The 13,549-nt window shown below is 68.7% G+C and carries 13 protein-coding genes; 4 read left to right on the top strand and 9 right to left on the bottom strand.

The features are described from left to right. Nucleotides 1-7 precede the first annotated feature (7 nt). Nucleotides 8-604: a cytochrome c3 family protein gene (locus tag DMO17_RS06805; protein WP_110681739.1), complete on the top strand. Its 597-nt coding sequence runs from the start codon at nt 8-10 to the stop codon at nt 602-604. A gap of 18 nt (nt 605-622) precedes the next feature. Here the strand turns inward: DMO17_RS06805 and DMO17_RS06800 are convergent, their stop codons facing one another. The 5 genes from DMO17_RS06800 to DMO17_RS06780 all read right to left on the bottom strand — a co-directional run bounded on the left by DMO17_RS06800 (nt 623) and on the right by DMO17_RS06780 (nt 4,769). Beyond that, complete coding sequence (locus tag DMO17_RS06800; protein ID WP_110681738.1) at nt 623-1,780, bottom strand: phospholipase D-like domain-containing protein; 1,158 nt, start codon at nt 1,778-1,780, stop codon at nt 623-625. Beyond that, a complete protein-coding gene (locus DMO17_RS06795) occupies nt 1,777-2,364 on the bottom strand; it encodes a YceI family protein (RefSeq protein ID WP_110681737.1) in 588 nt (195 codons plus the stop codon). The genes DMO17_RS06800 and DMO17_RS06795 overlap by 4 nt, the downstream gene beginning before the upstream one ends. 102 nt (nt 2,365-2,466) lie before the next feature. Then, the gene (locus DMO17_RS06790) at nt 2,467-2,796 is read right to left on the bottom strand and encodes an amidase (protein WP_110681736.1); all 330 of its coding nucleotides are present in this window, start codon (nt 2,794-2,796) and stop codon (nt 2,467-2,469) included. Next, nucleotides 2,793-3,893 (bottom strand): serine hydrolase domain-containing protein, encoded by a 1,101-nt coding sequence (locus DMO17_RS06785; RefSeq protein WP_110681735.1) that lies wholly within the window; start codon nt 3,891-3,893, stop codon nt 2,793-2,795. Before DMO17_RS06785 ends, DMO17_RS06790 begins: the two co-directional genes overlap by 4 nt. Before the next feature lie 90 nt (nt 3,894-3,983). After that, nucleotides 3,984-4,769 (bottom strand): oxygen-binding di-iron domain-containing protein, encoded by a 786-nt coding sequence (locus DMO17_RS06780; RefSeq protein ID WP_110681734.1) that lies wholly within the window; start codon nt 4,767-4,769, stop codon nt 3,984-3,986. On the opposite strand from DMO17_RS06780, the gene DMO17_RS19520 reads away from it, so the two are divergent. Further along, nucleotides 4,768-5,250 carry a hypothetical protein gene (locus DMO17_RS19520; protein ID WP_146224899.1) on the top strand — a complete coding sequence of 161 codons (483 nt, stop codon included), beginning with the start codon at nt 4,768-4,770 and terminating at the stop codon, nt 5,248-5,250. The two genes, DMO17_RS06780 and DMO17_RS19520, sit on opposite strands and share 2 nt — an antisense overlap. A gap of 41 nt (nt 5,251-5,291) precedes the next feature. Here DMO17_RS19520 and DMO17_RS06775 read toward each other — a convergent pair whose 3' ends face one another. After that, entirely contained in the window at nt 5,292-6,170 is an 879-nt protein-coding gene (locus tag DMO17_RS06775; RefSeq protein WP_110681733.1) for an acyl-CoA dehydrogenase family protein, read from the bottom strand. 136 nt (nt 6,171-6,306) lie between these two features. On the opposite strand from DMO17_RS06775, the gene olsB reads away from it, so the two are divergent. Continuing rightward, nucleotides 6,307-7,056, top strand: a complete 750-nt coding sequence (gene olsB, locus DMO17_RS06770; protein ID WP_110681732.1) for an L-ornithine N(alpha)-acyltransferase — start codon at nt 6,307-6,309, stop codon at nt 7,054-7,056. Then, the gene (locus DMO17_RS06765; RefSeq protein WP_110681731.1) at nt 7,053-7,829 is read left to right on the top strand and encodes a lysophospholipid acyltransferase family protein; all 777 of its coding nucleotides are present in this window, start codon (nt 7,053-7,055) and stop codon (nt 7,827-7,829) included. The genes olsB and DMO17_RS06765 overlap by 4 nt, the downstream gene beginning before the upstream one ends. A 3-nt stretch (nt 7,830-7,832) precedes the next feature. On the opposite strand, the gene DMO17_RS06760 is transcribed toward DMO17_RS06765, so the two are convergent. The 3 genes from DMO17_RS06760 to DMO17_RS06750 all read right to left on the bottom strand — a co-directional run bounded on the left by DMO17_RS06760 (nt 7,833) and on the right by DMO17_RS06750 (nt 13,449). Further along, nucleotides 7,833-9,020, bottom strand: a complete 1,188-nt coding sequence (locus DMO17_RS06760) for a multidrug effflux MFS transporter (RefSeq protein WP_110681730.1) — start codon at nt 9,018-9,020, stop codon at nt 7,833-7,835. Nucleotides 9,021-9,144: 124 nt separating this feature from the next. Beyond that, complete coding sequence (locus tag DMO17_RS06755) at nt 9,145-12,279, bottom strand: efflux RND transporter permease subunit (RefSeq protein ID WP_110681729.1); 3,135 nt, start codon at nt 12,277-12,279, stop codon at nt 9,145-9,147. 12 nt (nt 12,280-12,291) lie between these two features. Beyond that, the gene (locus DMO17_RS06750; RefSeq protein ID WP_110681728.1) at nt 12,292-13,449 is read right to left on the bottom strand and encodes an efflux RND transporter periplasmic adaptor subunit; all 1,158 of its coding nucleotides are present in this window, start codon (nt 13,447-13,449) and stop codon (nt 12,292-12,294) included. Nucleotides 13,450-13,549: the final 100 nt, after the last annotated feature.

Here is a 13,549-nt window from a genome sequence, read left to right as displayed (position 1 = left end):
GGTGCCCATGAAAGCCATGCTCGCCCTGCTCCGCGACTACTGGGGCATCCTGCGCCGGCCCAGCGTGCACTACAGCCTGGGCTTCCTCACCCTCGGCGGCTTCATCGCCGGCATCGTCTTCTGGGGCGGCTTCAACACCGCCCTGGAGGCGACCAACACCGAACAGTTCTGCATCTCCTGCCACGAGATGGAAAGCAACGTCTACGTCGAACTGAAGGACACCATCCACTACAGCAACCGCTCGGGGGTGCGCGCCACCTGCCCGGACTGCCACGTGCCGCACCAGTGGACGGACAAGATCGCGCGCAAGATGCAGGCCTCCAAGGAGGTCTGGGGCAAGATCTTCGGCACCATCAACACCCGCGACAAGTTCCTCGAGAAGCGCCGCGAGCTGGCCGAACACGAGTGGGCCAGGCTCAAGGCCAACGACTCGCTGGAGTGCCGCAACTGCCATGGTTTCGACTTCATGGACTTCACCCGGCAGAGCCCGCGGGCGCGGCAGATGCACTCCACCGCCCTGGGCAGCGGCCAGGCCACCTGCATCGACTGCCACAAGGGCATCGCCCACAAGCTGCCGGACATGAGCGGCGTGCCCGGCTGGTGAGTGTGCCGCCGGTCGCCCTCAGCGCCGGCGGTCGAGCAGGTTGACCACCACCCGGTCCAGCCAGCCCCACAGGCGCTGGCGCAGGCGGCTGAGCAGCGGCCGGCGCCGCCAGTCCTCCAGGGTCACCTCCTGGCTGGCGGCGAAGTCGGCGACGAAGGACTCGGCAACCGCCAGGGTCAGCTGCGCATCCAGCGCCTCCAGGTTGGCATCCAGGTTGAAGCGCAGGTTCCAGTGATCGAAGTTGCACGAGCCGACGCTGACCCAGTCGTCCACCAGCACCATCTTCAGGTGCAGGAAGCGTGGCTGGTACTCGAAGATGCGCACCCCGGCGCGCAGCAGCCTGGGGTAGTAGCGCTGGCCGGCGTAGCGCACCGGCGGGTGATCGGTGTTGCGCCCGGTCAGCAGCAGGCGCACCTCGACGCCGCGTGCGGCGGCGCGCATCAGCTGGCGGCGGACCTTGCGGCTGGGCAGGAAATAGGGCGTGGCCAGCCATACCCGGCGCTTGGCCTGGCCCAGGCTGCGCAGCAGCGAGTGGACGATGTCACGGTGCTGGCGCGAGTCGGCGTAGGCCACCCGGCCCATGCCCTGCCCCAACGGCGGACAGGGCGGCAGATAGGCCAGGCCGGGCGCATGGCCGGGGGCCCAGGGGCTGCGCCCCTCGCAGGCCAGCCACTGGCCCTCGAACAACAGCCGCCAGTGCACCACCAGCGGCCCCTGGATGCGCACCATCACCTCGTGCCAGTCGGCCTCGGGCGCCTGCGGGCGCCAGAACTGGTCGGTGGCGCCGGTGCCGCCGACATAGGCGCTGGCCTCGTCCACCACCAGGATCTTGCGATGGTCGCGGTACAGGTTGCGCACGCCACGGCGCCAGCGCAGCGGGTTGTACAGGCGCAGCTGCACACCGGCAGCCGCCAAGCGTTCGCGTAGCGCGCGGCCCAGGCCCAGGCAGCCGAAGTCGTCGAACAGGCACAGCACCTGCACGCCACGCCCGGCCGCCGCGCACAGGGCCTGCACCAGGGCCTCGCTGCAGCGCCCGTCCTCGGCCAGGTAGAGCTCCAGCAGCACGCGCTGTCGCGCCGCGGCGATATCCGCGAGCATGGCCGGGAAGAAGGCCGGGCCGTCGACCAGCAGCTCGAAGCGATTGCCCGACTTCCAGGGAAAGATGGCGCCGCTCATCGCGAGGTGAAGATCATCACCGCGCCGACCGGTACCGACAGGCTGATGGTGGACAGCCGGGCCACCTTGCGCAGCTCCTCGATGCCCGGCTCCAGGCCGAAGTGCTCGGCATGCAGCACCAGCGGCGCCAGGGTCACCACCTGGAAGCGCCGGTCGTCCAGGCGGGTGGCCAGCAGCTCGGCCATGTAGGCGTGCTTGCGCCCGCGGATTTCCACCTGGATCGGCAGGCTCAGCTCCAGCTGGGCGCCGGGCGCGAGGTCGGTGATCGGTGCCAGGTCGAGCTGGGCCATGATGCGCGCGTCGGGGAAGTTGGCCACGTCGAACAGCAGGCTGCGCAGGCGTTCGTCGCGCACCGGGATGCCGGTGCTCACCGAGTCCAGTTCGACGCGCAGACGCGCCGCGCCCTTGGCGTCGATCCTGCCGTGCAGGGTGAGGAAGCGGTGCACTTCGGAGAGGTTGCCGGCCTTGGTGGAAATGAACGACAGGCGCGAGGACTCGTTGTCCAGGTACCAGTCGGCCTGCGCCGGCAGGGTCAGGCCGGCGGCGAGCAGGGCGCCGCCGAGGGTGAGCAGGGGTTTGACCATGGGTTCACTTGCGTTGCGGTTTGAGCGCAACGATAGCGGCCCCGGCCGGCCTTGCCAAACGCCGGACGGTTGCAGCTTGTGGCAGGCAACCGTCCGCGGCGGTCACAGCGGATCGGCCTGGCTCTGCAGCTGGCAGCCGTGGCGCTCGCCCAGCCAGGCGGCGGTCTGCCGGCTGCCCAGGCCCTCGGCGGTCACCCGCTTGCGCTCGACGTCATCGTGCAGGGCGCCGAGCGGCAGGTACTGCTCGACGTAGCCGGCGCAGTACTCGGCCGGATTGTCGCTGACATAGCGGCAGGAACAGTATTCCTTGGCCGAGTAGGCGCCGATGATGCCGGGGAAGGCGGCCAGGTGGACGCGGTTGCTCCAGGCCAGCAGGATCAGGCTGGCGAGCAGCGCCAGGGACACGGACAGCAGCGGACGACGGCGGATCATGGCTGTTCTCCATAGGCGGCCAGCACCCGTTTCAGCAGTTCGTTGTGGCGGTAGCTGCCGTCGCGGTCGTCGGCGTAGCGCACCACCACCAGCTTCTGCTCCGGCAGCACGTAGAGGCCCTGGCCCCAGTGGCCGAGGGCGGCGAAGGCGCTGGCCGGCACGTCGGGCCAGGGCCGGCGCGCATCCGCGACCTGCGCGTTGAGCCACCACTGGCCGCCGGGTACCGCGTCATCGGGCTGCTGCGGGTCGGGCCGGTAGTTGGCGAAGGGGGTGCGGTTGAAGGCCACCCAGCTGGCCGGCAGCAGCTGGCGCGCGCCCCAGCGGCCGTCGCGCTGCATCAGCAGGCCGACGCGGGCCAGGTCGCGGGCGGTGAGGTAGGCATAGGACGAGGCGACGAAGGTGCCGCTGGCATCGCGTTCCCACACCGCCGAGCCGATGCCCAGCGGCTCGAACAGCGCGGTCCAGGGGTAGTGGCTGTGGGCCGGCTCGCCGACCATGGCCTTGAGGCTGGCGCCCAGCACGTTGCTGTCGCCGCTGGAATAGGAGAAGCGCGTACCGGGGACGGCGGCCTCACCATGGCTGGCGGTGAAGGCGGCCATGTCGGCACGCCCGCGGGTGTAGAGCATGGCCACCACCGAGGACTTCAGCGGCGCGTACTCGTAGTCCTCCTGCCAGTCCAGGCCCGAGGCCCAGTTGAGCAGGTGGCCGATCTTCACCTCGGGGTGCGCGGCGAACGGCGGGTAGTGCCTGGCCACCGCATCGTCCAGCTTGAAGCGCCCCTCGCCGTAGGCCACGCCGAGCACGCTGGCGAACAGGCTCTTGCTCACCGACCAGGCCAGGTGCGGGGTCTGCGCCGTGGTGGGCGCGGCATAGCGCTCGTGGACGATCACGCCATCCTTGACCACCAGCAGCGCGTCGCTGCGCACGCCGGCGCGACTGATGTCGTCGCGCACGGGAAAGGCGTAGTCGTCCAGCGCCTGCACGGCGGGCGTGACGGCCGCCGGCTGGCTGCTCCACTCGGGAATGGGCCAGGTCTCGGCGGCCAGGGGAGCGGCGCTCAGCAGCAGGCCGGCGGCCAGGAGGGTTCGACGCGGCATCGGACTCGCTCGCAGTGATGAAGAGGAGCCGACGCTAGCACGCCTGGCGTGACCGGCAATAGCGCCGATCGCGCCGATGTGGCGGAGGTATCAGTCCGGCAGACGATAGTCCTGCTGGGTCAGCAGGTCGAGGCCGCATTCCAGGTGCTCGATCCAGTCGAGGAAGGCATTGATCATGGCCTCGCCGACGAAGGGCCGGCCGTGCTGCGGCACGATCATCGCCACGTCCATCTCGCGCACCATCTGCGCCCAGAAGCGGCAGGCCTTGTTGCTGGCCATGTAGCGGCGGTGGAAACCGGCCATGTTGGGGATGTGATTGACGAAGTCGATCACCGGGCTGGCGTCATCTACCAGCGAAGCGCCCATGTCGCCGGAGAAGAGGATCTTGCTCACCGGGTCATACAGCTGGAAGTTGCCCACCGAGTGCAGGAAGTGCGCCGGCACCGCCTTCAGCTGGCAGCTGCCCAGGGGGATCGACTGGCCGCGATCCGGCAGCGCGATGATGCGGTCGTAGGTGCAGATGCCGTGGCTCAGGGCCAGGTAGTTGGCGGTGAGGTGCGGCAGGAAGCGCGCCCACAGCTTGGAGCAGATCACCCGGGCGCGGGTGTGCAGCAGCCACTTGTCCAGCGAGGCGATGATGTCCGGGTCCTGGTGCGAGGCGAAGATGTAGGTCAGCGCCTGCACCGGGATGCGCTTGGACAGCTCCAGCGACAGCGGCGTGTAGGTCAGGTCGCCACCCGGATCGAGCAGCAGGTACTGGTCGCCGTCGACGATGAGGAACTGGTTGGACTGGACACCTTCGCCGCTGACCAGGTCATCGAACATCAGGCATTGGTGGGTGCCGTTATCGAACAGCACTATGGGCTCGCGGCGCATGGCAACCTCGCAGGAAAAACGCGAGGCGACCTTAGCCAAGGTAACCCTGGCGACTACTGACCCAAATCAACCAAACGATGCAGAAGAGTGGCGTTTTGCACGTAATCCAGAAGCTCCTTCAGACCATCAATCATTTCTTGCTGGTTGGGGAACTGCTGACCATGGAGCCCCATTGGATATCGAAATAGAAAAGTCTTGTGACCATCATTCAATAGCTCACACCACCTGGGTAAAGACAGAGGAAGTCCAAATTTTTCAGCCTCATGCCAGCAGTACGCCAAGTCGTGCCCGTATGGCTTCAACTTCAACTTTTCTTTGTCTACACCCACAGAAACGAGATAACACTTCAGGCCGCATTCCAAAGATTGAGCAGCTAGAAAAGCACATGGAAGAACGCAAAGGCGTTTCCCCACTAACTCTCTTGCACCGTAAAAAAGGTCTGCCGCAGCTAAGAAGTAGCTCTCACAATCAGACGGTGTAAGAGATGTCAGCCGTGGAAGCTCACCTTCTGCACTAATCAAATTAACCACCAAATACCTCCAGTGCCTTCTCCAGGCGCTTGGCCCGCGCCGCGCCGGCCACCTCCAGCAGGTTGCGATCGCGCGCCCACAGCGCCGCCCAGGGCTGCGGGCCGGCGGCGACGGCCGCGTCCAGCTCCGCGCGCAGGGCCTGGAACTGGGCGAACAGGCCGGCCAGCAGCAGGTGGGTGGCCGGCTCGCTGGCGCCGTGGCGGGCCACCTCGGCGCAGCCGGCCAGCAGGCCGAGCAGGCGCAGGCGCAGCTCCTGCGGCCAGCCGCCGTCCTGGCCGACGCCATACAGCCAGGCGCTCAGCGCGGCCAGCACGTGCAGGTCCTCGATGCTACGGAAGGGCTTCACGTAGCTGTCCCAGCCGTCGCCCGGCAGCAGCTCGCACAGGGCGTTGTCCAGATGCAGGCGGGCGTGGCCGATGTCCGGCATCAGCGGCAGCGCCGGCAGCGCTTCGATGCGCGCTCCCGGCGCGCCGCTGCGCACCACGCCCAGGGCCAGGCGCGGCGCGCCCTGCTCCTCCACCCGCGCGGCCACCAGCAGCCAGTCGGCGGCCTCGGCGGCGGTGACGAAGTCCTTGCGCCCGGACAGGTGCAGGCCGCTCAGGCGGGTGTGCAGGTCCGCCGGGCGGGTGCTCCTGTTCTCGGTCACGCACAGCGCGCCCAGGCTGCGCGGCGCCGCCGGCCACAGCGCGCGCAGGGCGCCCTGGTAGCCGGCCAGGAAAGCCAGGCCGGGCGTGGCGGCCAGGCGCCCGCCGAGCACGGCCAGGGCGAAGGGTGTGGTGTCGCCGGCGCGCTCCAGCAGCGCGGCGTACCAGTCGTACAGGTTCGCCGCCGGCAGGCGGTCACGGGTTTCCAGCAGGGATTGCCAGGGCATCGCAGAGTCCTCGTCGTCTGTCACGCAAGCATCACCAAAGCTTCATGGAGGTGACACCGGGTGTTCCTAGCCTGAGCTTGCCCAACAACATCGACCGGCCGCAACCCACCGCAGGCTGGCTTATGGAGGCTAATCGATGACCCGCATCGCCCGCGACACCACTGCCGAACGCCGCCTGCAAGCCGAACGCCTGATCGGCCCGGACGCATTGCGCGAGGCCCAGAGCCTGCGCTTCGCCGTGTTCAGCAGCGAATTCGATGCCAAGTTGCAAGGGGCCGAACTGGGCCTGGACATGGATGACTTCGACCCGCACTGCCGCCACATCGGCGTACGCGACCTGAGCAGCGGCCGCCTGGTGGCCACCACCCGCCTGCTCGACCACCAGGCCGCCGCCAGCCTGGGGCGCTTCTACAGCGAGGAGGAGTTCAGCCTGCACGGCCTGGCCCACCTCGAGGGGCCGGTGTTGGAGATCGGCCGCACCTGCGTCGATCCGGCCTACCGCAACGGCGGCACCATCGCCGTGCTGTGGAGCGAGCTGGCCGAGGTGCTCAACGAGGGCGGCTACCGCTACCTGATGGGCTGCGCCAGCATCCCCATGCAGGACGGCGGTATCCAGGCCCAGGCCATCATGCAGCGCCTGCGCGAACGCTACCTGTGCACCGAGCACCTGCGCGCCGAGCCGCGCAAGCCGCTGCCGACGCTGGAGGTCCCGGGCAACGTGATCGCCGAGATGCCGCCGCTGCTCAAGGCCTACATGCGCCTGGGCGCCAAGGTGTGCGGCGAGCCCTGCTGGGACCCGGACTTCCAGGTGGCCGACGTGTTCATCCTGCTCAAGCGCGACGAGCTGTGCCCGCGCTACGCCCGCCACTTCAAGGCCGCGGTATGAAGCAGCTGCGCCTGTGGTTGCGCCTGGCCCGGCTGGCAGCGGTGCTGCTGCTGGGCCTGCTGCTGGCCAGTGGCGTGGCCCTGGCCGAACGCCTGCGCCGCCACGACCTGATGGGCCTGCGCCAGCGCCTGACGCGCTGGTTCCTCGCCCGCCTCGGCGGCGCCCTGCCCTTCGCCGTCGAAGTGCACGGCGAGCTGCCCAGCGGCCCGCACCTGTGGGTCGGCAACCATGTGTCGTGGACCGACATCCCGCTGCTCGGCCAGCTGCTGCCGATCTCCTTCCTGTCCAAGGCCGAAGTGCGCACCTGGCCGCTGGCCGGTTGGCTGGCGCACAAGGCCGGCACCCTGTTCATCCGCCGCGGTTCGGGGGACAGCGCGCTGCTGGCGCGCCAGCTGCACCGCCACCTGCAGGCCGGGCGCCAGCTGCTGATCTTCCCCGAGGGCACCACCACCGACGGCCGCCAGGTGCGCACCTTCCATGGCCGCCTGCTGACCGGGGCGATCGAGGCCGGCGTGCCGCTGCAGCCGGTGGCGATCCGCTACCTACGCGACGGCGAGCCCGACCCCATCGCCCCCTTCATCGGCGACGACGACCTGCTCTCGCACCTGCTGCGCCTGCTGCGCAGCGACAAGGCGCAGGTCGAGATCCACCTGCTGCCCCCCATCGCCAGCACCGGCCAGGAGCGCAACGCCCTGGCCCGCCAGGCACAGCGCGCGGTGCAGCAGGCGCTGGGCGGCGCCGAGGTGGAAGAGCGCGAACAGGCCGCGGCCTGAGCCTCAGAACTCCAGCGCCAAGCGGCGCGCATGGCGCGCGGTGAACAGCGCCAGGGTCACCGTCAGCAGGCCGCAGACGGCGATGACCAGGGCCATGGGCCGCGCCGTGCCGTCGTGCAGGGTGCCGACCGCGGCCGAGGCCAGCGCCGCCACCACGAACTGCAGCGAACCGATCAGCGCCGAGGCGCTGCCGGCATGGGCACCCTGCCCGGCCATGGCGCAGGCGGTGGCGTTGGGCAGCACGCAGGACAGGCTGGCGGTGGAGATGAACAGCGGAATCAGCAACGGCCACAGCTGCGCCGGCTGGGCCATGGCCACCGCCAGCAACGCCAGGGTCGCCACGCAGTAGACCCACACGGTGCGCTTGAGCCAGTGCCCCGGGCCATGGTGGCGCAGCAGCCAGCCATTGAACTGGGCGGTGAGGATGAAGCCGGCGGCGTTGGCGCCGAACAGCCAGCCGTAGTTGTCCGCCGACACCCCGTACAGCTCGATGAAGACGAAGGGCGAGCCGGAGATGTAGGCGAACATGCCGGCCATCGCCACCCCGCCGGTCAGGCCGTGGCCGATCAGCAGGCGGTCACCGAGCAGCGCCAGGTAACGCCGCAGCGCCCCCGACAGCGGCGGACGTGCCACCCCGGCCTGCTGGGTTTCCGGCAGCCACAGCAACACCGCCAGCAGGCACAGGGCGCTGAACAGCATCAGACCGTGGAAGATCGATTGCCAGCCGAACAGCTGCAGCAGCACACCGCCGCCCAGCGGCGCGAGGATCGGTGCCACGCCCATCACCAGCATCAGCTTGGAGAACACCTTGGCCGAGGCCAGCGGGTCGCACAGGTCGCGCACCACCGCACGCGAGATGACCATGCCGGAACAGCCGCCGAGGGCCTGGACGAAACGCGCGACGATCAGCCACTCCAGGCTGCTCGCCAGGGCGCAGGCCAGCGAGGCCAGGGTGAACAGCACCAGCCCGGCCAGCAGCGGCTTGCGCCGGCCGTAGCGGTCGGCCAGCGGGCCGTAGACCAGCTGGCCCAGGGCGGTGCCGGCGAAGTAGGCCGCCAGCGACAGCTGCACATGCTCGACATCGGTGGCGAACACCCGCGCCAGGGTCGGGAAGCTGGGCAGGTAGAAGTCGATGGCCATGGGCCCGAAGGCGCTGAGGCTGCCGAGGATCAGCAGGATGCGAAGGTTCATGCGTTATCCACTGCGGGGCGCACCCCGGAAAACCGAGGGCGCCACAAGGGCGCCCGGTGAACGAATCGGTGGCAGCGACCCTGGCCGTGAGGGAAGCCCAGCGCGGCCAACGCTCCCACCTGAATCAGTGCTGCTGCGCGGCCCCAACCTTCTTCTTGCGCCCCAGCTTCTCGGCCAGCGACTCCACCAGCAGGTAGAACATCGGAATCAGGAAGGTCGCCAGCAGGGTCGCGGCGAGCATGCCGCCGATCACCCCGGTACCGATCGAGTGGCGGCTGGCCGAACCGGCACCGCTGCTGATGGCCAGCGGCACGCAGCCGAGGATGAAGGCCAGCGAGGTCATCACGATCGGGCGGAAGCGCAGCTTGGCCGCCTCGAAGGCGGAGTCGAAGATGCTCTTGCCCTCGGCGCGCAGCAGCACGGCGAACTCGACGATGAGGATGGCGTTCTTCGCCGCCAGGCCGATCAGCGTCACCAGGCCGACCTGGAAGTACACGTCGTTCTGGATGCCGCGCAGCCACACGGCGAGGATCGCGCCGAACACCGCGAAGGGCACCGCGGTGACCACCGCCAGCGGCAGGGTCCAGCGCTCGTACTGGGCGGCGAGGATGAGGAACACCATGATCAGGCCGAAGATGAACGCCGTGCTGCCGGAACCCTGGGTGGCCAGCTCCTGGTAGGCCGAGCCGGTCCAGCCGACGGTATAGTCGCTGCCGAGCACCTCGTCGGCCACTTCCTGGATCGCCGCCAGCGCCTGGCCCGAGCTGTAGCCCGGCGCCGGGCCGCCGAGGAACTTGGCCGAGGGGTAGACGTTGAAGCGCGCGTAGGTGTCCGGCCCGAGGATGCGCCGCACCTTGATCAGGCTGGTCAGCGGCACCAGGTCGCCGCCGCTGGCGCGCACGTAGACCTGCGACAGGTCCTCGGGCTTGCGGCGGAACTCCGACTCCGACTGCAGGCTGACCTGCCAGGTGCGGCCGTACAGGGTGAAGTCGTTGACGTAGTAGCTGCCGAAGGTCGACTGCATGGCGGTGAACACATCGCTGATCGACACGCCCAGGGCGCGCGCCTTGGTGCGGTCGAGGTCGATGTAGTACTGCGGCACGCTGGCGTTGAAGGTGCTCTGCACCCCGGCCAGTTCCGGACGCTTCTGCGCCGCGGCGAGGAAGGCCTGGACCTTTTCGCCGAGCTGTTCGACGCTGCCGCCGCTGCGGTCCTGGATATAGCCCTCGAAGCCGCCGGTGGTGCTCATGCCGGTGATCGGCGGCGGGTTGAAGCTCATCACCAGGCCGTCCTTCTCGGACAGGCCCATGCCCATGAACTCGCGGGTCAGGTTGCGTGCATCCAGCTCCGGCGTGGTGCGCTCGGACCAGTCCTTGAGCGGCACGAAGCTCACCCCGGCATTGGTGCGCTGGCCGAAGGTCAGCACGTCGAAGCCGGCGAAGGTCACCACGTCCTCTACCGCCGGGTGCTTCATCAGCTGCTGGGTGAAGTCGCTGGTCAGCGCGTCGGTGCGGTTGACCGAGGCCGCCGGCGGCAGGAAGTAGGCATTGATCACGTAGCCCTGATCCTCGTCCGGCACCAGCGAGCCGGGCACCCGGCTGAACAGCCCGACGGTGAGGGCGATCATGCCGCCGAACAGCAGCAGGCCGACCAGCGAGCGCTTGAGGAAGAAGGCCACGCCGGCGCCATAGGCATCGGTCAGCTTGTCGAACAGGCGGTTGAAGGCGCGGAACGGCGCCGCCGGCTCGCTGTGGTCGGGCTTGAGCATCAGCGCGCAGAGCGCCGGCGACAGAGTCAGGGCGACGATGCCGGAAATCACCACCGACACCGCGATGGTGATCGCGAACTGCTTGTACATCTCGCCGGCCAGGCCGCCGAGGAAGCCCACCGGGACGAACACGGCGCACAGTACCAGGACGATGGCGATGATCGGCCCGGTGACCTCCTCCATGGCCTCGATGGCCGCCTCGCGGGCCCCCAGCTTCTTGGTGCGCATCACCCGCTCGACGTTCTCGATCACCACGATGGCGTCGTCGACCACGATGCCGATGGCCAGCACCATGCCGAACAAGGTCAGCAGGTTGATCGAGAAGCCCAGGGCGTACATGCCGGCGAAGGTGCCGACCAGCGACACCGGAATCGCCAGTACCGGGATCAGCGTGGCGCGCCAGTTCTGCAGGAACACGAAGACCACCAGCACCACCAGCAGCAGCGCCTCGAAGAAGGTCTTGACCACTTCATCGATGGAGATCTGCACGAACCTGGTGGTGTCATAGGGGATCTTGTAGGAGATGCCCTCGGGGAAGCGCTCGGCCAGGCGATCCATGGTCGCGCGCACCGCCTCGGCGGTGTCCAGGGCGTTGGCGCCGGGCTGCAGGTAGACGCCGAAGGCGGCGTTCTGCTGGCCATTGAGGCTGGTCACCAGGGAATAGTCCTGGGCGCCCAGCTCGATGCGCGCCACGTCGCCGAGCAGCAGGCTGGCGCCGGTGGCATCGGAGCGCAGGATCACGCTCTCGAACTCCTTGGGGTCCTTGAAGCGGCCCTGGGTGGTCACCGTGTAGGTGAAGTCCTGCGGCGTCTGCAGCGGCTGCTGGCCGAAGCTGCCGGCGGCGAACTGCGAGTTCTGCTCGCGGATGGCGTTGACCACGTCGGTCGGCGTCAGGTCGTACTGCGCCAGCTTGTCCGGACGCAGCCAGATGCGCATGGAGTAGTTCTTCGAACCGAACTGGCTGACGTCGCCCACCCCCGGCAGGCGCTTGAGCTCGTCGATGACGTTGATCAGCGCGTAGTTGGAGATGAACACCGGGTCCTTGGAATTGTCCGGCGAGAACAGGGTGACCACCTGGAGGATGTCCGAGGACTTCTTCTCCACCTTCACGCCCTGCCGGCGCACCTCCTCCGGCAGCTTGGCCAGGGCGGCCTGCACCCGGTTGTTGACGTCGATGGTGGCCTGGTCGGGGTCGCGGCCCACCTCGAAGTACACCGACAGACTCATGCTGCCGCTGCTGGCCGAGTTGGACAGCTGGTAGATCATGCCCTCGACGCCGTTGATCTGCTGCTCCAGCGGCGCGGCCACGGTCTCGGCGATGACCTGGGCGCTGGCGCCCGGGTAGCTGGCCGACACCGACACCTGCGGCGGCAGGATCTGCGGGTACTGGGCGATGGGCAGGGCGCGCATCGCCGCCAGGCCGGCAAGGATGATGACGATGGAGATGACCGCGGCGAACACCGGCCGGTCGATGAAGAACCTTGAGATCACGGGCCGGACTCCTTAAGGCTGGGTGGCCGGGGCCGCGGGGGCCTCGGCCACCTTGACCGGCGCGTTCGGCCGCACCTTGGGCAGGCCCTCGACTATCACCCGGTCGCCGGCGGCGATGCCGCTGTCCACCACCCAGCGCCCCGCGGCGGTGTGCGCGGTGGTGACCGGGCGAATGCGCGCCAGGCCCTGCTCGTCCACCACATAGACGAAGGTGCCATTGGGCCCCTGGGAGATGGCGCGCTCCGGCACCGTCACCGCGTTGGGCTTGCTGATGCCCTTGACCACCACGCGCACGAACTGCCCCGGCATCAGCGCCTGGTCCGGGTTGGGCACCACGGCGCGGGCGCTGACGGTGCCGGTGGCGCGGTCGATCAGGCTGTCGGTGAAGTCCACCTTGCCTTCCAGCGGGTAGCTGGAGCCGTCGCCGAACTTGATCTCCACGCTCATCTGCTGGCCGCCGTCGCGCACCAGGCTGCCGCTCTGCAGGCCGCTGCGCACGCTGGACACCTCGCGGTCGGGGGCGGCGAAGTTGACATAGATGGGATCGAGCTGGGTGATCTGGGTCAGCAGGCTGGCGTTGGGGTCGCCGGCCACCATCAGGCTGCCTTCGGACACCGTCTCCTTGCTGGTGATGCCGGAGATCGGCGCCTTCACCGTGGTGTAGTCGAGGTCGATCTGCTTGGCCTGCACCTCGGCCCTGGCCGCCTCGATGTTGGCCTTGCTCTGCTCGAAGTTGGATACCGCGTTGTCCAGCTCGCTCTCGCTGGCGAAGCCCTTCTTCTGCAGCTCGCGGATGCGCTTGAGGTCGCGCTCGGTCTGCCGGTAGCGCGCCTGCTCCTGGGCCAGCGCACCCTTGGCGCGAGCCAGCGCGGCCTCATAGGGGCGCGGGTCGATGCGGAACAGCACCTGGCCCTGCTTGACCTGGCTGCCCTCCTGGTAGGTGCGCTCCTGCAGGATGCCGCTGACCTGGGCGCGCACCTGCACCTCACGGTAGCCGGCGGTGCGCGCCGGGTACTCGAACTGCAGCGGCAGCGACTCGACCTTGGCCGCTTCCACCAGCACTTCCGGCGGCGGCATCTGCGCGGCCGGGTCGGCGGCCTGCAGCAGCGGGCTGAACAACGTACCCAGGGCCAGCGTTGCAAAGGCAAGCGGGAGCGGTCGAGCAAACATGAGTCGTCTCCGTGACATCTTGGACGGGCACAAGCCCGGAAAGGCGGCCATGCTAGTTACATACATTCACGTTTGTAAACAAAGCGATGACGCAAAAATC

It is taken from the genome of Aquipseudomonas alcaligenes (genome assembly GCF_003205495.1).
Taxonomy (GTDB): domain Bacteria; phylum Pseudomonadota; class Gammaproteobacteria; order Pseudomonadales; family Pseudomonadaceae; genus Aquipseudomonas; species Aquipseudomonas alcaligenes_B.
The sequence above is the reverse complement of the archived record's forward strand: the minus strand, read 5'-3'. Positions and strand labels throughout refer to the sequence as shown.